Genomic DNA, 19228 nt, shown 5'->3' with positions numbered 1-19228 from the left:
AAATTTTTATGGATTCATTATTGTTGACACTCAGTTTTATCTGTATGATAGTTGGAGTTTTTGGTAGTTTTCTTCCCGTTTTACCCGGATTATCAAGTTGTTGGGTAGGTTTGTTGTTGTTGTATTTAACAAAAGCTGTCGAGAATAATTATTGGGTTTTGGGGATTACGTTTGCCATTACAATCATTATTACAGTTTTAGATTATATAATTCCTTCTAAAGGAACCAAAAAATTTGGAGGTAGTTCTTATGGAGTCTGGGGAACAAACATTGGTTTAATAGTAGGTATTTTTGCACCAATCCCTTTCGGAGTTATTATAGGACCATTTGTTGGTGCTTTCCTGGGAGAACTTATTTACGATTCTAAAAATCATGAGCGTGCACTAAAAGCAGCAACAGGGTCATTATTAGGATTTCTTGCTTCGAGTTTTATCAACTTCATGTTTTGTATTATTTTTCTAGGTCTTTACCTGCATCTGGTGTGGGAATATCGTAGCATACTCTTTTAATTGTCTAAATTTTTTAGAGCTTTTTTCTTATTTTTCTGTTTTTTTTGAAAAATAATGAGTTTTTTGTGAAAAAAAAAATCATTTTCTTTTGATAACGAAACGGTTATGTTTACTGGTACTGGCAGATTTTCACTGTTAATAACTGTTAAATCGACACGTAAATTTGTAACTAACTTTTTGGAAATGTTAAAATATTTTATATTTTTATCCTGATAAACGATAAAAAGCCCCACTTTATCGATTATTTTGAACGGTTTTAAATAATTTAAATAAATTAACTATGACTCCTAACCTACAAATTGAACTAAGACGTTTCATTTCTTCCAACGTCGTTTCTAAGTTAAACAAGTTTTATTTTGAAAATGATGCCTTATTAATCAAAGGAATAGATGTATCAATAGGAACAGTTTTAATGGGTTTGTATAATAAAGCAAGCGAGTCAGATTTTTACAAAGAGATTATTAACCTAATTGCAGATGATTCCACTTTTTATCAGGAAGTAGATTTTACTTCTGGCAGAATTTTATCAGTTGACGATTGTTACCGCATAGAAGGAAACGCTATCCTAAAAGAAATCTTCACAAATAAAAAAGGAAGAATTTCTGAAATGATTTCAAACGAAGTAGGAATCAAAAGCGAAACCGCCAGAGAAATACTTAACTTTTCAGCACTTTTAGTGATCTCTTATCTTAAAAATAACATGCAGTTATTAGACAGTTTAAAATTACTTCTTGAAGAACAAAAAAGAGAGATCCTGAACAGTATTCAACCCGGAATCAAAATCATCTTAGGATTTTCATGTTACGAAACTGTCGAAGATAAAAACCAATCTATCGGGAGATCGATATTTACACTTTTCGGACACAACTTTTTTAGTTTCTAAAAAAAATCCCGTCTTACAAAAGCAAAACAGGATTAATATTTAAAATTTGAAACGGCTTATTAAGCGTTTTTCAAATTGATAACCTCTTGGTCTGTCAGAAAACGCCAGTTACCTCTTGGTAAATTTTTCTTTGTTAAACCTGCAAAGGCAACACGATCAATACGTAAAACATCATATTCAAAGTGTTCAAAAATAGCACGAACCACTTTTACATTTGATGAACGAAGTTTAAGACCCACTTCGCTTTTTGCTTCTTTCTCGATATAACTAACTTCCTCAACAAATACGCGGTGTCCGTCAAGAACTAAACCTTTGCTGATTTTTTCTAAATCCTCAAACTTTAAGTTTTTGTCTAGTGAAACCTGATAGATTTTAGACGATTTCTGATTTGGTAAAGTAAATTTACGAATCATATCAGTATCGTTGGTAAACAACAACAATCCGGTTGTGTTTTTATCCATTCTACCAATAGCTCCAATTTTAGCATTTGTAGCTCCACGAACAAGTTCCAGAACGTTACGATACTCCTGACCTTCATCAAATGCAGTCGTAAAGTTTTTAGGTTTGTTCAGTAAAATATATTCTTTCTTTTCCGGAGTCAGAGTAACGCCGTCAAAGTTTACGACATCATTAATTTTTACCAAATACCCCATTTCGGTAACAACAGTTCCGTTAACTTTTACGTTACCGGACTGAATATATATATCGGCATCACGACGAGAGCAAACCCCTGAATTAGAGATATATTTGTTCAGACGAATTTCGTCAGAAGCCTTTTGTCTCTTCGGAGCCTGGTTTTGCTTCTTAATTTTTTGCTCTGCTGCTTCTTGAGCCGCTTTAACTTCCGGCTTCACTTTTTTAGGCCCCTGAGCACGTTTTGCCATAGGAGGTTTTGGCTTGCTAGAGTTTGATCTTGAGCTGTTTGGTCTAGATCCGCCTCTTTTATTATTGCCTTCCTTATTGTTCATAAAATCTGTAATTTGTGCAAAGATAGTTTATTCTTGCTAAATATTCTTAAGTTCTATGTTCTTAGATTAATAGCGGTCAAATTTGTAATGATTTAAAGCATCACAAAAGATATTTTTTAAGGCATGGTTTCCCGCTTTTCGTTTCAATCTTTTATTTTTTCTTCAAAAAAACAAAAGGATTTCCTCTTCAATCGGGGCTAGGGTTTAGACAATTGGCTTCTTATAAATATTTAGTTATTACGTACTTGCTCAAAGCCAACACAAAGACTTACACAATGAAAATCTGCTTAATCTGTCAAATCTGCGTGAAACAACTATTTTAGAAATTAGAAATCAATTGACGTCCATGCCACAAAACACTCGGATTAATCAAAACAATGCAGAAAACTCCCGAAACAATCAGAAATTTCAAAACATTATGAAGTATTAAAAAATGTTCTTTAGAATTTGATCTCCATAGATAAATCAGGAAAAATAATAATACTCCAAAACAGATATAAAAGTAAATATCCATATACCCAACATCATAAATATTAACTAGAATATAAACCGGAAAGACCGTTAAAAAAGTCAAAATGGTAATAATTTGTTTAGAAACTTTTTCGCTGTAAATAATAGGGATCGTGCGATAATCATTAGCTAAATCGCCTTTCAGATTTTCTAAATCTTTTATCATTTCGCGAATTAGAAGCAATAAAAACAGGAATACAGCATGCGCCGAAATAACCATAAAATGACTCATATGATTTTCAATTTCTTCAAACGAAATCGAATTGTAGAAATATAACAGAATGGCAAAAAAAGGAGTTACTGCCATAAGTGCGGCTGTTAAATTGCCAACAAATGGATATTTTTTTATTTTATGGGAGTAAAACCAAATCAAAAAAATATAGCCTGAAAAGAACAAAAAAGCACGCCATGAAACAATGGAAGCCATTAATACAGCTATAAAATTTAGACTAAAATAAACGGTTAGTTTTGTCTTTTGACTCACTAAACGATCCAGCATCGATTTGTTTGGTCTGTTTATTAAATCCTTTTGGCTGTCGTAAAAATTATTGATAATATATCCTGAAGCAATTGTAATTGCAGATGCAAAAACAATTAGAAATAAATAAAAATCAAGTAAGATATCAAGTGCTCTTTTCTCGGGAGCGAGAATAAAAATAGCCGATAAATATTGTGCCAGAATAATGATCGGAATATTGTAACCACGCACGACAGAAAACAAACTAACAATTTTCATTACTATAAGTTTGTGCTGTCTGCTTAACATAAATTAAAAGTGTGATGGATTATATTGAGGGAAGTTAAAATATATTTTTTGATTCAAAAATTTAGAGTTTGTTTTTTAACAATTCTTTAGAACCATAACCTAGTTTTCTAATACAAGCCAGAGCCTGTTTTTGTGTAATTTCAATATCCTGGATGTCTTTTTTTTCTACAAAAACTACAGATCCGCTCCATGGATTTGGCGCATCCGGAATAAAGACTGTAAATTTCTCTTCACTTATTTGTTCTATTAAAAAAGCAAATTGCAAGCCGGCATCAGTAGGGACCAGGATTACTTTTAAGTCTTCATTAGATTCAAAACCTAAAATATTTTCATTCATGCTTTTCATAAATGAATATCCGGGAACAAAACTCAAAACACCGTCTTCTAATTTTTGAACCAGATTCCTGGCAGCCACAGTTTTTGCCAGCAATCCCGCAAATAAGCAAATAAGAATAATAATCAATATTCCAATAAGTTCCTGAAGTGCAATTCCTAAAACATTAATTTTTGGAAAGTTATTTACAATAGGGAGCGTGGTTTTTTGAATTATTCCATATCCTTTTTCCAAAAAAACCAACAGAACAACTAATGGTACTAAAAAAAGAATTCCTCCTAAAAAAGTTGCTTTGATAATCTTTAAAATACTTTTCATATTCAGTAACTTTTTAGGATTAAGATTTTAGGAAAATGTATTCAAATAGCGCTAACTTTTTTAAGAGAATAAAACTTAAAATTGATAAACTACTTCTAGTTTGTAATCTTTCAAAGATGCTTTTGCGCGTTCTAAATCTTCGGTAAAGCCAAGAATATAACCGCCTCCACCAGAACCGCAAAGTTTTAAGTAATAATCGTTAGTATCAATTCCGTGCTGCCAGATTCCGTGAAATTGTTCCGGAATCATTGGTTTAAAGTTGTTTAATACAACCTTAGAAAGCTTCTTAGTATTGGTAAACAGCGATTTCATATCTCCATGCAGAAAGTTTTCTACGCAGGCATCTGTATATTTAACAAACTGATTTTTAAGCATCGTGCGGAAACCTTTGTCTTTTAGGTTTTCCATAAAAATATTTACCATAGGAGCCGTTTCACCAACAATTCCTGAGTCTAATAAAAATACAGCACCTTTTCCGTCAAAGCTTTGAGTCGGAATTCCGGTTGCTTCAATATTATCTTTAGAATTAATTAAAATCGGAATACTCAAATAGCTATTTAACGGATCTAAACCAGAACTTTTTCCATGGAAAAAGCTTTCCATCTGAGAAAATATATTTTTTAGCTGTAAAAGCTTTTCGCGGGTTAAATTTTCTAAAACAGTGATTTTGTTAATAGCATATTTATCATAAATAGCTGCTACGAGGGCACCACTGCTTCCAACGCCATATCCTTGAGGAATACTGGAATCAAAGTACATTCCGGTTTCAACATCGTTTTTAAGCGTGTTCAAATCAAAAGTAACCAATTCCGGTTGCTGTACATGAAGTACTTCAAGATAAGAAGCAAAACTTCTTAAACTTTTGTTTGAAGAGATTGCTTCTGCCGTTGGCTCTTCAGATTTCTTCAATGCACCGTTGTAAAAATTATAAGGGATAGAAAGTCCTTTAGAGTCGCGGATAATTCCGTATTCTCCAAAGAGTAATATTTTTGAGTAAAATAGTGGTCCTTTCATGATTTATTTTATGTCTGTCTTAAAAAATTAATTAAAGATACGGAAAATTATAATGCAATTGATCCGCTTCCAATTTTGTCGCAAATGTACTGACCATTCTGACAAAATACAACTAATTCGTCCTGAATAAATTGTAATACTTTTTCGCTAACGTTTTCGGGATAAAGTACATGTACATTTGCACCGGCATCAAGTGTAAAACATACTGGAATCTGGGTTTCTTGTCTAAATTTCCAGATTGCATTTATGATTTGCAGCGTATTTGGCTTCATTAAAATAAAATAGGGCATTGAAGTCATCATCATAGCATGTAGCGTCAAAGCTTCGCTTTCTACAACTTTTATGAATTCTACTAAATCACCGCTTTCAAAAATGTTCACTAGTTTATCCAGATTTTCATGTGCCTGAGCAAAACGTCTTTCAGCATAAGGATGATTATGCATTAAGTCGTGTCCTACAGTACTTGAAACTTGTTTTTCGCCTTTATCGACTAATAAAATAGTATCTTGATAGTTCTTGAAATTTTCGTGAATCGCATATGGAAATTCAACACCAAATAAATCGGTGCTTCCTTCAATATTGGCTTGATTTCCCCAAACAACTACATTTCCTTTTACGCTTCGGCAGGCACTTCCTGAACCTAAACGGGCCAAAAATGAGGCTTTTTGATAGAAATAATCATCTGTCATTTCCGGATTTAATAATTTCTCTAAACTCATAAAATTCATTGCCAAAGCCGCCATTCCTGAAGCCGAAGATGCAATTCCTGAACTGTGTGGAAATGTATTCTGAGTGTCAATTGTAAAATGATATTCTTTCAAAAACGGCAAATAAATTTCAACTCTTTCTAAAAATTTCTGAATCTTTGGTTTAAAATCTTCTTTAGGTTTTCCTTCAAAAAGCAAATCAAAAGAAAAGCTATTTGTCTCGCTGAGCGGAGTCGAATTGTCTTTTTTTGAAAAAGCCAGCTTTGTAATTGTTTTGCAATTGTTTAGTGTAAAACTTACAGATGGATTTGCCGGAATCTGGTTGTCTTTTTTACCCCAGTATTTCACTAATGCAATGTTGCTTGGAGCGCTCCATTCAAAGTTTCCGTTTTCGATTGTTGAAGTATATTGATTTGGAATAAAATCAGCTGCTGTTAACATGAATTATAAAATTTTGGCAAAGATAGTTTTTAAATTTTTTCACCATATAAGTAATATAAGAAATTATAAGCAGGCTTTGCTAAAATGAACTTATATTACTTATTATGGTTTAATTTTCTTTTAACTATTTTTGACTACAAAATTGATACCATGAATAAGTTCGTAAAAATCGCTATTGCATTAATTATTTGTTTAGCAGTTGGATATTCTGCAAGTTTAGTAACAAGACCAAGTATTGAAACTTGGTATGTAATGCTGGAAAAACCGGTTTTTAATCCGCCGAATTGGATTTTTATGCCAGTTTGGACTATTCTTTACATTTTTATGGCGATTGCTGCGGCTTTAGTCTGGGACAAGATAAAAGAGCAAACCGAAGAAGTTAAGAAGGCATTATTGTTCTTTATAATTCAATTGATTTTAAATTCGATTTGGTCATATCTATTCTTCGGATTGAAAAATCCGATGCTGGCTTTAATTGAAATCGTGCTTTTATGGCTGATGATTTACGAAACGTATTTAAAATTTGTCAAAATCAATAAAATTTCGGGTTATTTATTGATTCCATATATGGTGTGGGTTGCGTTTGCAGCAGTTTTGAACGCTAGTATTTGGTGGCTGAATAAATAGTTTGTTTCAGGTTTCAAGTTTTTTTGTTTCAAGTTAAGCTATTTCGGTTTCTTAAACTCATCATTCTTATCATACAAAAAATCCATTACCGCCAGAACATTTGGATGTTCTAAAAGAATTTTAGATTTTGGGTCGGCATCGCAGAATTTTAAAAAAAGTTCCTTTTCTTCGGGTTTAATTTTTAAATTTTTGATGAAAAAATCTGGAGAGCAAGAAGCGATGACAAGTTTTCTAAAACGGTCGTCACGAGGTTCAATTTTTTTCTTCGGTTTATCAAAAATGGGGTAACTGAAATCTAATCCATTTTTGATTCTCCCGTCATAAACAGTCACTTTTGAAGTTACTTCATCAAATTTCTTTCGAATTATAATCTTATTTATTTCGTCCTTATTATTTACGATTTTTTTAATTTCAGTTTTAGTAAAAACAGATTTAGAAACTATAACATTCTCCAATTCTTCGGCTTTTGGATTCATTTCGACAATGAGATAGTTTTTTTCTAGATCTTTCAACGTTAGTTTCAATCTTGTAAATAAGTAATTCTTTGAAAAAAACAATAAACTGTCCTGCTCTTTTGCTAAAATTGAAAACTCTCCAAATTCGTTTGTTCTACTACTTGTTTTGCCAGTTTTATTTATGACTTCCACCTTGTCAAGCGGAACGTTTTGCGAAAGAACTTTTCCGTTCAATACTTTTTCGGTTTGAGAAATACTTAATTGATAAGTGAAAAAGGAAATGGTTGTGAGTAATTTTGCTTTCATTTAATGGCTTTTAGTTTTCAATTCCTGAAACTCTTCATTTTTAGCATACAAAAAATCCATAATAGTCAAAACATTTTGATTTTCCAGAAGTGTTTTTGATTTGGGATCTGCTTCGCAAAAAGCAATAAAAAGCTCTTTTTCTTCAGGTTTTATTTTTAAACTTTTTAGAAAGAAATCGGGAGGACAAGTAGCAACAACCAGTTTCTTAAAACGGTCGTCGGCAACTTCAATTGTTTTTTTCTGCTTACCTTTTAAAGGAAATGAAACTCGAAGCGCTTCCCTAATCGAATTATCACTAACTCCTGTATTCCAGAATAAATCTTTGGCATTTTTACTGATTAATACATCTGCAACATCATCAGCACTAATCTTAACTTTATCAAATTCGACCTTATTTATTACAACTTCATCCAGTTCTTCTGGTTTTAGAATCATGTTGACGAGGAGATTGTTGTTCTCAATATCTTTGGTGGTGATTTTTAATCTGGTAAACAGATAGTCTTTTGCGAAAAAAATTAAACTATCCTGCGCTTTTACCGAAATCGTGAATTCGCCTAAAGTGTTTGTTCTGGTACTTGTTTGCGCCGTTTTATTAATGACTTCAACATCTTTAAGGACTAAATTATTCGAAATGACTTTTCCGTGAAGTAATTTTTCAGTTTGGGAAATAGAAAGCTGGTAAGTGAAAAAAGAAATTGTGGTAAGTAATTTTACTCTCATTTAATGGTATTTAGCTGAGAGTAAAATTATTAGAATAGTCTTAATGAAAACTTACAGAACATGTAAATTCTTGTTAATAAAATCATTTGATATTTTGAATAAACTCTTCCAATTCTCCATTATTAAATAAAACAGGTCCGTGACCAAAGCAGAGTATTTTTGGTTTTAGAGATGTCAATTTTAAAATTGATTTTCTATTGGTTTTTTTATCAGCAGTAAATAAATGTGGTGGTTCATGCAGTCCCACTTTTGTTGTGAGCAGATTCATATTGGTCATAACATCGCCAACGATTAAAACGCCGTCTTTATCTCTGAAAAAAGATAAATGGCCTCTGGAGTGCCCGGGTGTTTCAATTACAGTAAATCCGCCAATTTGGTCTCCCTCTTTTAAAGTTTGAGAAACGAAATGTCCTTTTCCTGCCCAGAAGGTTTTCTGAAATTTTGGGATGATATGATTTGGATTGGGGTATTCTGTAATTACATTTCCATTTTCTGCGAATTCTTTTTCAGGCTGACTACAGAGAAGAGGAATCTGTAATGTTTCACAGATTGTTTTACTGCTGCCCTGATGATCGGCATGTGCATGGGTTAAGACATGTTTACTAATTGATTTTTCTTTTAATGCCTTAAGAATTGTATTGGCAGAACTTCGAATTCCGGCATCGATTAAAACATCTTCTATTAAATAACAATTAATGCCGTTGCGTGGAAATAACGGAATCTGGTAAACGTCTTGGGCAATATTCTTCATCTTTTCAAATTTTATTTTGACAAAGATTTGAATTTGCTTTTTCAATCCACTTGATAAATGTTAAGAAATATCCTGGCGGATTCTACTCAGTGATTCTGGAGTAATTCCGAGAAATGAAGCGATATAAATTAAAGGTGTTCGCTGAATTATTTTGGGTGGAGAGGATGCTAAAAAAGTTTGGTATTTTTCTTTGGCAGGAATCATTTGAAGTTTTAAAACACGATCTGCCATACAAAGGTAGTTTTGTTCGGCCAGAATTCTTCCTACACGTTCCCAATTTGGAATCTCGCGATACAGAAACTGCATTTTTTCGAAGGTGATCGAAAGCACTTCACAATCTTCAATGCATTGAATGTTCTCAAAAGACTGTGTCTGATTGATAAAACTGGAATATGAAGCAATAAAACCGTCATCGCAGCTTAAATACGTGGTGATTTCTTTCCCATCTTTGAGATAATATACTCTCGCCAATCCGTTGAGAATAAAAAAAATCTTATTGCTGATTTTGCCCATTGACGAAAGAAATTCTTTAGCCGGACATTTCTCATATTCAAAACAAGAAGCAATTGTCTCAATTTCATTTTCAGAAAAAGAGGCAATTGCTATGATTTGTTTTTGTAGTGAAATATATTTTTTTGTCAATCAGATTAAAATAATAAGATTTTATTCGATACTTATTTTTTCTATTGCCCATTCTTTGTTTAAACCTGCTCCAGTTGCTTTTACTATTACAAATAAATTGTTTCCAGCAGAATTACTAAACGCAAAAAATGGCTCGGCATCGTAGAATACTTTTTCTGATTCATTTTTAGAAACTAGAAATTGCTCTAACGCTATTTTCTTTTTGAAAGCGAGATTTGTATCATTATATACGTAAACGTAAGGAAGTTTCTTTAGCATCCAATCTCCCGCTGTTAGTAGTAGATAAATATTATTTTTTACTGATGAGTGATCTAACCATTCAATTGATGAGTATGATTCGGTAGTAGTAATTGTACCATTATATACCATATCCTGATTTCTAAGTTCCGAAGTTCTTAATACAGTTTTACCTCTGGTAAATATTCTATTTCCATCTTCAGAGAACCATATATTTCCATTCATCGGATAATCCCCATGATAAGGAGAATCATAAAGATATTCTGCATTTCCATTTTGAATGTTGTATTTTTCTATATCTGAGGGGCTTAGTCCATTGTTTGCTCCATATAAATATTTGCCAGACGGATGTAACCTTCCTTTTGTACCTGCATATATTTGATTGCCAGATTGAAGAATTTCGTTGTCATCCTGCAAATTCATATTGACACATCTTAATTGGGTCCATTGATCTCTTTGTGGAAAAACATAAGCCCATTTATTGTTTGCTAATACAATATCAAGAGCATAGCAAGATACAGAGTAGGTGTTTATGATACTTTTGTTAGTTAGATTAATATAAGAAATGTGTGCGTCATGACCAACGGCAGCAGTTTTTCCATCTTGCGAAACCGACACGCATGTAGGAACATATTGTAAAGGTATGCTTTCTATTATCCCTGTGTTTGTAGACAGAATATTGAGCGCTGCAGGACTTGAAGAAACATAAATAAGCTGATTAGTAACTTTAGAAAATTCTGCATCGACAACATCAGAATTTAAAATTACTTTTTGTTCTACAAAATTGGTTACACTTACAACTATTGAGTCCTTTTTATTGTTGATATTTAGATATAATTTTGAATAAGATTTACCATTTGGCAAGTTTTTTTTATCAACAGTAACCTTAATTTCATCATGATTTAAAGAGGTTATGGCACCCTCTTTTTTAGAAAGACTGACATGATCTTTTGAGCTTGTTATTGTATAATTTAATGATGTTTTTGCTTGATTTTCAATGTTAAGAATGAGATTGTTGTTGAAAATAGTAAAATTTAAGGTATCTGGTATAGAGTAATTGGTTTCTTTTATTTGTTCGTTTGAATCATTTGAATCATTGCTAGAACAGCCAATAAGTGTTAACAATGTTATTAATGTTAATACAATTTTTTTCATATTATTAATTGATTTTGTTATTCATTACTTTTTAATAGTCTGTCATAATTATATTAAAAAAGAAACATGAAATATTAAGTGGTTTTATTTAAGATAAATATTTATTGTTTAATAGTGATTTTTTGAATTGCCCATTCATTGACTAAATCAGAATTTAGTGCTTTTGTTACTACAAATAAACTGTTTCCGTTAGAATTGCTAAAAACAAAATAAGGGACAGCATCATAACTTTCTTGACTGTTTCTTGTCGTTTGATTGAAATATTTTTCCAAATCAAATTTATTTAGATAGCTAAGATCTGAATCGTTATAAACATAAACGTTATTCGATTTTATAGGATTCCAATAATTGTCACTTGAAAAGATTACATATAATTTTCCTTTTGAAGAAGAATGATCCAGCCAATCAATCTTATAATTGCTTTCGGAAGGAATTCTACCATTATAAACAGCATCTAAACTATTAAGTTCAGAGGTTTTTAAAACACTTCTTTCTCTAGTAAAAAGTCTGTTGCCGTCCTCTGAAAACCATATGCTGGGAATAGTGTAGTCTTCTTCTTCAAAGTTAGATTCATATCGATCATCAATATTTCCATTTTTAATTGTTAGGCGTTGAACTTGTGCTCTTGATAGTGGACTTTGCATGTAAATATAATTACCTGAAGGATGTAACCTTCCTTTAGCTCCGGCGTGCAATTGATTGTACATACTTGTGGGCATTTCGTAATTATATTCCAAGTTCATATTAACACTTCTGATGTAAGTCCATTGATCTTTTTCGGGAAAAACATACGCCCATTTATTATTTCCAAGAATGATATCAAGTGCAGAACAAGAAATATTATAGGTTTGGATTATGGATGGATTTTTTAAATTAACATGTGTGATGTGGCCATCATGACCCACCGCAGCTGTATTACCATCTTGTGAAATAGAAATACATTTAGGAGCATAAGCCAGTGAAATTTTTTGTAATGTCTCAGTATTGGAGTTAAAAATGTTTACTTGAGCAGGATTTGTTGAGATATAAACTAATTGATCAGTTTTTTTTGAATATTCAGCATCTAGAACATTCGTTTTTAATATTATTTTCTCTTCTTTAATTTTTTGAGAATCTTCATTTTCACAGCCAACGATTATAATTAACAAAATGGCTATGGATAATATTTTTTTCATTTGTGATTTGAAGTAATTTGTAGGTTTGCTCTTATTTAAAAAAAGCAAAGATAAAAAAGTATTTTAAATGAAAATGAAAACGAATTAGATTAGAATAATTCAATTAATTCCGAAGCATTGTTAATAACCGCTTTTGCCCCACTTGATTTCAATTCATCTTCAGTTCTATAACCCCAAGTAACCCCAACAGGAAACATATTGGCATTTACTGCCGTCTGCATATCAATATCAGAATCACCCACAAAAAGAATTTCTTCGGGTTTTAAATTCCATTTCTTGCCAATTTCTAAAGCCTCAAACGGATTTGGTTTTTTAAGTTCTTCTGTACTTAAACCAATCGCTGTGTCAAATTGTTTTGGAAATATTTCAGATGCTATTTTCTTGGTTAATTCATCGGCTTTGTTAGAAAAAACCGCCATTTTGATGTTTTGTGAAGTCAGTTTTTCAAGCAATTCAACAATTCCGTCATAAGGTTTTGTTTTCAGCGTACAGATTTTAGTATATTCTTCAACCATACATTCAAAACAACTTTCAATTTCATCATCAGAACTGTTTGCAGCGGGTAAAGCTTTACTTACCAGATTTCGTAAACCACTCCCAATAAAATATTGATAAGTGTCGTAAGTATGTGTAGGATAATTTAAAGCGGTAAGTACTTTATTCATCGCATCTGAGATGTCATGTAATGAATTGACTAATGTGCCGTCTAAATCAAAAATAATTCCTTTGAATTTCATTTTATTAAATACTTTGAGCCAGAATAAACCCGCTTGTCCAGGCATTCTGAAAATTAAATCCGCCAGTAATAGCGTCGATATTTACAATTTCACCTGCAAAATAAAGATTTTCGTGAATTTTGCTTTCCATCGTTTTAAAGTTGATTTCTTTTAAATCAATTCCGCCGGCCGTTACAAATTCTTCCTTAAAGGTGCTTTTTCCGTTGACTTTAAATTCGGCTTTTGTAAGTTGAGAGACTAAATTCTGTAATTGAATTTTAGATAAATCTGCCCATTTAGTTTCTGCATCAATTCCCGAAGCCAAAACCAAACTTTCCCATAAACGGTTTGGAAAATCAAATGGAGATTTTTTTGAAACTGCTTTTTTAGCGTGTTCCTGTTTTAAGTCTTTTAGGATTTTTTCGGCATCTTCGGCATCAATATCATTTAGCCAATTGACGAAAATGGTAAACTGATAATTTTTATCGTGTAAAATACGTGCGCCCCAAGCCGAAAGTTTTAAAATAGCCGGACCGCTCATTCCCCAATGCGTGATTAACAAAGGGCCTGTCGATTCTAGTTTGGTATCTTTTACGTTTACAGTAACTTGTGCCGCAACGCCGGGTAATTCTTTAATTCTGGAATCTTTAATGTTGAAAGTAAATAGGGAAGGAACAGGACTTACAATCGCGTGCCCGTGTTGCTGAAGCATTTCCCAGATTTTTGGATTACTTCCCGTTGCCAATATTAATTTTTCAGCAGCGAAATTATCACTTTGCGTATCAATTTTCCAATGATTTTCTTTTTTAAAAATCGATTGCACACTTTGTCCCGTCAGTACTTTTATGCCTAATTTTTCAGTTGCTTTTAGAAAACAATCAATGATGGTTTGGGATGAATTTGAAACCGGAAACATTCTGCCGTCTTCTTCAATTTTTAATTCAACTCCATGTTTTTCGAACCATTCTATCGTGTCTCCGGAACAGAATTGATGGAACGGACCACGAAGTTCTTTTTCGCCTCGCGGATAAAATTTAACCAACTCGTTGGGTTCAAAACAAGCGTGCGTAACGTTACAGCGTCCACCACCGGAAACACGAACTTTAGAAAGAACTTCTTTTCCTCTTTCTAAAATGGCAATTTTAAGTTTCGGATTTTTTTCTGCAATATTAATCGCAGTAAAAAAACCTGCAGCGCCTCCGCCAACGATGATTATGTCGAAATTTTTGATCATATTTTTTTGGGTTGCCACGAATTACACGAATTGGCACTAATTTTTTATTTTGCCACTCCCGGTAGCTATCGGGATAAAATGATTTACACAGATTTTAAAAAATCCTTTTAATCTGTGGCTATTCTTATATTTTGTCTGGATTATCAGAGATAATTCCGTTTACATTATAACTTTTTATTTTTTGAATGTCTTCTTCGGAGTTTACTGTCCAAGGCAAAACTAAGAATCCTTTTTCCTGTATTTTGCTTACATTCTCCTTATTCAATAAATTAAAATCTGGATGAATGGCCTTTGCGTTTATGGTTTCGGCGAAAGCCAAAGCGATATCAAGATTTTCTTCGGTTAAAACACCAATTGGGATATTTGGGTTTAGGTTTGATGTTTCTTCTAACATATTCCAATCGAAACTTGAAATGATGAAGTGATTGTAATTCCAGTTTTTTTCTGAAATATATTCCTCAATAAGCTGAGCAACTTTGCTGGGAGTTCCTAAACCTTTTAATTCGATATTGATCAGGCATTTTTTGTCCACCAAATCAAAAACCTCGTTTAGAGTTGGGATTTGATGTTTTCTATCGATTAAAAATGATTTCAATCTTGCTAAAGTAAAATCATTTACTAAACCTTTTCCATCGGTAGTTCTGTCGATGGTTTCGTCGTGAATTACGATTATATGTCCATCCGAACTCAAATGAACGTCGAGTTCAATTCCGTCTGAATTTAAGTCTAAAGCTTTTTGAAAAGCTTGTAAAGTATTTTCAGGTTCGTAGGCTTTGGCGCCTCGATGTGCGATCTTTAAAACATTCATTTTATAAAGGTTCAGAGTTGCAAAGGTACAAAGGAGCAAAGGAAAAATAATAGCCACAGATTAAAGGATTAAAATGATTTTCAAAATCTGTGCTAAATTATGTCTCTCGCAGATTTTGCAGATACGGCAGATTTTATTAAAATTATCTGCTCAATCTCCTAAATCTGCGAGAGAAAAAAAATATTTGTTTTAAATCTCTTCTAATAAAACGATGTCAAAATCACTGTCGATAATCACTTTTCCGTCAATGACTTCTGTATTTTGATTAGAGTAAGTGTCTTTTAGTTTTGTTCCGTTTGGGAAAATATCGCCAACAGGAAGTTCTTTTCTGCCTTTTGGTAAATCTACTCCCATGATTACTTTGTCTGTAAAAGCACCTTTGGTAAATGTTCTGGAAAAAGTATATGGATACGGATTAATTAGTTTGTGAACACCCGCTCCAACGGCTGGATGATTTCGTCTAAATTGGCCTAATTTCTGCCAGTGTAAAAGTATTTTTTGAGTTTCAGAATTGTTCTGAATATCATCCCAATTCATATTTGAACGTAAAGTGGCATCGCCATTTGTACCTTCAATTACTAAAGAGCGATTAGATTCGTCACCATAATAAACCTGAGATATTCCAGGAGAAAGCAATAATTTAGTTCCTGCTTCAATACCTTTTACTCGATTGGCATCAAAAGGCTGACCATCATCGTGCGAAGACATATAGTTTAAAACCGAATATCCTTTTAATTCATTGTTCAAAGCATTTGAATATTTTGAGAATAGACCTTCGTGATCATTTTGTGCAGCATTCCATTTAAATTCAAAATTGATCATGCTGTTAAAACCATTCTGGAAATAATTTACTTTTCGGTCTCCAAAATCATATTCTTGTCCACCACTGATTCCATAACCGTAAACTTCAGCAATGGTGTAAAACGAATTTTGATCTAAAACTTCCAACGGATGCTGTTTTTTCCAGGTTTCAAATGCGTAGTTACACTCTTTTTTAAAATCGGCCCAAACGTTTTCGTCCGTATGTTTTACGGTGTCGCCTCTGTAACCGTCAACTCCGAATTCGAGAATATAATCTGTCAGCCATTTTATAATGTAATATTTGGGAGTTCTTGGATAATTTGTTCTTTTGAAGAATTCGTCAAGCGAAGCAATTTCTTTTTCATAGCGGCCTTCTTTTTTCCATTTTTCAGCTAAAAAAGGAGGGATCGAAACTTCCTGGGTACTTTCTGTTCTAACGTCTGGAAGATTGTCTACCAAAGTACACATTGTAGTGTTTTCGAATGATTTGTAATCGCAGACAACGCCCGTTCTTACCCAGTCTGAAGGCCAAACAGGATCTTCGGGAGTTACAGGTCCCGTATGATTGATAACGCCGTCAAGAATTATTCTGATACCTTTTTCGTGTGCTTTTTTGACCAGTTTTGCTAAATCTTCTTTGGTTCCAAAATTTGGATCGAGAGCCGTCCAGTCTTTTGCCCAATAACCGTGAAAGCCATAGCTAAGCCCGGTTCCTTCATCAACACCGTCGTGAATCTGTTCGATAATTGGCGTAAACCAAATGGCATTTATTCCTAATTTTTCAAAATATCCTGATTCAATTTTTTTGGTGATTCCGATGATATCTCCGCCTTCAAATCCGCGTAATTTTCCTGGAGTTTTGGTTCGGTTGAAATTGACGTCGTTTGATTTGTCTCCGTTGTAAAAACGATCTGTAAGTAAAAAATAAACATTTGCTCCTTCCCAAACGAAAGGTGTTTTCGAAGTATTTTCGTTATTCATTGTAACTGATTTTGAGCCAGAACAACTCATTGTTAAGTATACTAAAGATAAAAAAAGGAAAGTGTATTTTTTCATTATTTTAGAATATTTTAGGATGGATTGTGTTGAAAAAAATAGCCACAGATTATAAGATTAAAATGATTTAAAAATCTGCGTTAATCCTTTAATCTGTGGCTAAAAACCTTTGTGTAGACGCACTGCTGTGCGCCTCTACGTTATATGCTGTGTGTTTAAAATTATTCCAATTCTAAAACCAAAGCTGATTTTGGTTCTAAAGTAATTTCAGAAGCTAAATCGAATGTTTTTCCTGTGATAACATCTTTTCCTAATTTAAAGTTTTTGATGTTTTCTTTAAAACGATTTGTTTTTACAACCTGTTCTTTTGCATTGTTGTTGAAGATTACCATTACGGTTTTAGCATCTGTATATCTGAAATAAACGTAAGTGTTGTTTTCTGGAATATAATGTGTCATTTTCCCGAAATGAACGGCTTCATTCGTTTTTCTCCAATTGAATAATTTTGAAGTAAAATCGAAATATTTAGCCTGTTCAGCTGTTCTTCCTGCTGCTGTTAAAGCATTGTTTTTGTCGCCAGTCCATCCACCAGGAAAATCCTGACGAATATCGGCATCGCCTTTGCTTTTGTCACCACCCATTCCAATTTCTGAACCGTAATACACTTGTGGAATTCCGCGAACGGTAGCCAATAAAGTCATTGCCAGTTTGTATTTTGGTAAATCATATTTAAAAGTATGATTCATACGATCTGTATCATGATTTTCGGCAAAAACTAGAATATTATTGGTGTTTGGATATAGATAATCCATTGCAAAATTGTTGTAGAATTTAATCAATCCGTTGTCCCAGCTTGGTGCATTTTCGTTAAAAGCAGACCCGATTTGACTTTGAAGCGTAAAATCCATTACACTTGGAAGGTTTGAATTGTAATTTTCGATAGCACCAATTTTACTGTCTTTTTGCCAATAGGCTAAATTTGCCTGATTATGCATCCAGATTTCCCCAACGATATTAAAGTTCGGATATTCATTTGTAATTGATTTTGCCCAATTTGCCATTGCAGTTTGGTCAGAATAATTATAAGTATCTACTCTAAATCCGTCAAGATTAGCAAATTCGATCCACCAAATAGCGTTTTGAGTTAAGTATTTTGCTACTAGAGGATTTCTTAAATTCAAATCTGGCATCGAAGGAACAAACCAGCCATCAACACAAACTTCCTGATCTATTTTTGAAGCATGAACATCTGTAATTACTTCACGACGGTGATGCGTTTGTGTGTAGTTTTCGAATTGGTTAATCCAAGATTTTGTTGGTAAATCTTTGATCATCCAATGTGTAATTCCCCAATGATTGGTTACATAATCCATAACCAGTTTCATGTTCTTTTTGTGCATTTCTGCCGATAAACGAACGTAATCATCGTTTGTTCCGTAACGCGGATCTATTTTGTAAACATCAGATTGCGCATATCCGTGATAAGAATGCTGTTTGTCGTTGTCTTCACATAGAGGTGTACTCCAGATTGTAGTTGCGCCAAGAGATGAAATATAATCTAAGTTTTTGATGATTCCTTCGATATCTCCACCGTGACGTCCGCTTGGATCATGACGATTTGCTTTTTCAGTTAAAGAAGCATTGCTGTCGTTTTTATCATTTCCATTCGCAAAACGATCCGGCATGATTAAGTAAATCAAATCAGATGCATCGTAACTTTTTCTATCTGCTGAATTTGCTCTTCTTTCTTTAAGCGAATATTTCTGCGTAAATGCGACTTTGCTTTTGTTTTTGAAAGAGAAAAGTAATTCAGAAGCTTTTAAGTTCTGTGTGTCAATTGTTACGAAAAGGTAATTTGGATTTTCTGTTTTTTCTACATTTTTAATCACCACATTATTTGAAACTGAAGCTTCGTATTGTGCGATATTTTTTCCGTAGAACATAATCTGCAACTCAGGATTTTTCATTCCGGCGTACCAAAATGGCGGTTCTACTTTCTGGATTTGCGCTTTCGCGGAAGCGGAAAACAACAAGACAAACAGAATTATTTTATAAACCGAATGGTTGTTTTTTAGGTTATTCATAGTTTTTCTTATTAGTTCGATTTCCTGCAAGGTTTCCAAAACCTTGTAGGTATGAATGGAGTAAAGTAAAG

The 19228-nt window shown here is 33.0% G+C and carries 20 protein-coding genes; 3 read left to right on the top strand and 17 right to left on the bottom strand.

What is annotated here, in order from left to right; all coding sequences use genetic code 11:
• Window positions 1-8 precede the first annotated feature (8 nt).
• Window positions 9-509 (top strand): DUF456 domain-containing protein, encoded by a 501-nt coding sequence (locus tag OLM51_RS00915; RefSeq protein WP_264552556.1) that lies wholly within the window; start codon window positions 9-11, stop codon window positions 507-509.
• Here the strand turns inward: OLM51_RS00915 and OLM51_RS00910 are convergent.
• Complete coding sequence (locus OLM51_RS00910; protein WP_264552555.1) at window positions 506-742, bottom strand: hypothetical protein; 237 nt, start codon at window positions 740-742, stop codon at window positions 506-508. The genes OLM51_RS00915 and OLM51_RS00910 overlap by 4 nt on opposite strands.
• Before the next feature lie 47 nt (window positions 743-789).
• On the opposite strand from OLM51_RS00910, the gene OLM51_RS00905 reads away from it, so the two are divergent.
• The gene (locus tag OLM51_RS00905) at window positions 790-1392 is read left to right on the top strand and encodes a DUF937 domain-containing protein (protein WP_264552554.1); all 603 of its coding nucleotides are present in this window, start codon (window positions 790-792) and stop codon (window positions 1390-1392) included.
• Window positions 1393-1451: 59 nt separating this feature from the next.
• Here OLM51_RS00905 and OLM51_RS00900 read toward each other — a convergent pair whose 3' ends face one another.
• The 5 genes from OLM51_RS00900 to OLM51_RS00880 all read right to left on the bottom strand — a co-directional run bounded on the left by OLM51_RS00900 (window position 1452) and on the right by OLM51_RS00880 (window position 6450).
• Complete coding sequence (locus OLM51_RS00900) at window positions 1452-2360, bottom strand: pseudouridine synthase (RefSeq protein ID WP_264552553.1); 909 nt, start codon at window positions 2358-2360, stop codon at window positions 1452-1454.
• A 319-nt stretch (window positions 2361-2679) separates the two neighbouring features.
• Window positions 2680-3636, bottom strand: a complete 957-nt coding sequence (locus OLM51_RS00895) for a geranylgeranylglycerol-phosphate geranylgeranyltransferase (RefSeq protein WP_264552552.1) — start codon at window positions 3634-3636, stop codon at window positions 2680-2682.
• Window positions 3637-3697: 61 nt separating this feature from the next.
• On the bottom strand, window positions 3698-4288 hold the full coding sequence (locus OLM51_RS00890) for a DUF502 domain-containing protein (RefSeq protein ID WP_264552551.1): 591 nt from the start codon (window positions 4286-4288) through the stop codon (window positions 3698-3700).
• Window positions 4289-4363: 75 nt separating this feature from the next.
• Entirely contained in the window at window positions 4364-5302 is a 939-nt protein-coding gene (locus OLM51_RS00885) for a mevalonate kinase (protein ID WP_264552550.1), read from the bottom strand.
• 47 nt (window positions 5303-5349) lie between these two features.
• On the bottom strand, window positions 5350-6450 hold the full coding sequence (locus tag OLM51_RS00880) for a diphosphomevalonate/mevalonate 3,5-bisphosphate decarboxylase family protein (protein WP_264552549.1): 1101 nt from the start codon (window positions 6448-6450) through the stop codon (window positions 5350-5352).
• Between the two features lie 150 nt (window positions 6451-6600).
• Here OLM51_RS00880 and OLM51_RS00875 point away from each other — a divergent pair, with 150 nt between their 5' ends.
• Window positions 6601-7077: a TspO/MBR family protein gene (locus tag OLM51_RS00875; protein WP_264552548.1), complete on the top strand. Its 477-nt coding sequence runs from the start codon at window positions 6601-6603 to the stop codon at window positions 7075-7077.
• A gap of 38 nt (window positions 7078-7115) precedes the next feature.
• Here the strand turns inward: OLM51_RS00875 and OLM51_RS00870 are convergent, their stop codons facing one another.
• The 11 genes from OLM51_RS00870 to OLM51_RS00820 form a co-directional block, all read right to left on the bottom strand.
• On the bottom strand, window positions 7116-7838 hold the full coding sequence (locus OLM51_RS00870) for a hypothetical protein (protein WP_264552547.1): 723 nt from the start codon (window positions 7836-7838) through the stop codon (window positions 7116-7118).
• Entirely contained in the window at window positions 7839-8558 is a 720-nt protein-coding gene (locus OLM51_RS00865; protein WP_264552546.1) for a hypothetical protein, read from the bottom strand.
• Window positions 8559-8640: 82 nt separating this feature from the next.
• Window positions 8641-9309, bottom strand: a complete 669-nt coding sequence (locus OLM51_RS00860) for an MBL fold metallo-hydrolase (protein ID WP_264552545.1) — start codon at window positions 9307-9309, stop codon at window positions 8641-8643.
• 60 nt (window positions 9310-9369) lie between these two features.
• On the bottom strand, window positions 9370-9951 hold the full coding sequence (locus OLM51_RS00855) for a Crp/Fnr family transcriptional regulator (protein ID WP_264552544.1): 582 nt from the start codon (window positions 9949-9951) through the stop codon (window positions 9370-9372).
• 21 nt (window positions 9952-9972) lie between these two features.
• Window positions 9973-11343 (bottom strand): hypothetical protein, encoded by a 1371-nt coding sequence (locus OLM51_RS00850; protein WP_264552543.1) that lies wholly within the window; start codon window positions 11341-11343, stop codon window positions 9973-9975.
• Between the two features lie 101 nt (window positions 11344-11444).
• Window positions 11445-12518 carry a hypothetical protein gene (locus OLM51_RS00845; RefSeq protein ID WP_264552542.1) on the bottom strand — a complete coding sequence of 358 codons (1074 nt, stop codon included), beginning with the start codon at window positions 12516-12518 and terminating at the stop codon, window positions 11445-11447.
• Between the two features lie 89 nt (window positions 12519-12607).
• Window positions 12608-13255, bottom strand: coding sequence for an HAD family hydrolase (locus OLM51_RS00840; RefSeq protein WP_264552541.1), 648 nt, complete (start codon window positions 13253-13255; stop codon window positions 12608-12610).
• Window positions 13256-13259: 4 nt separating this feature from the next.
• Window positions 13260-14468 carry an NAD(P)/FAD-dependent oxidoreductase gene (locus OLM51_RS00835; protein ID WP_264552540.1) on the bottom strand — a complete coding sequence of 403 codons (1209 nt, stop codon included), beginning with the start codon at window positions 14466-14468 and terminating at the stop codon, window positions 13260-13262.
• 124 nt (window positions 14469-14592) lie between these two features.
• Window positions 14593-15276, bottom strand: a complete 684-nt coding sequence (locus tag OLM51_RS00830) for a glycerophosphodiester phosphodiesterase (protein ID WP_264552539.1) — start codon at window positions 15274-15276, stop codon at window positions 14593-14595.
• Between the two features lie 189 nt (window positions 15277-15465).
• Window positions 15466-17133 carry an alpha-amylase family glycosyl hydrolase gene (locus tag OLM51_RS00825; RefSeq protein WP_264552538.1) on the bottom strand — a complete coding sequence of 556 codons (1668 nt, stop codon included), beginning with the start codon at window positions 17131-17133 and terminating at the stop codon, window positions 15466-15468.
• A 161-nt stretch (window positions 17134-17294) separates the two neighbouring features.
• Complete coding sequence (locus tag OLM51_RS00820) at window positions 17295-19157, bottom strand: glycoside hydrolase family 13 protein (RefSeq protein ID WP_264552537.1); 1863 nt, start codon at window positions 19155-19157, stop codon at window positions 17295-17297.
• Window positions 19158-19228 lie beyond the last annotated feature (71 nt).

Source organism: Flavobacterium sp. N2038, assembly GCF_025947185.1.
In the GTDB taxonomy this organism is placed as follows: Bacteria; Bacteroidota; Bacteroidia; order Flavobacteriales; family Flavobacteriaceae; genus Flavobacterium.
This window is presented reverse-complemented; position numbering and strand designations above follow the sequence as displayed.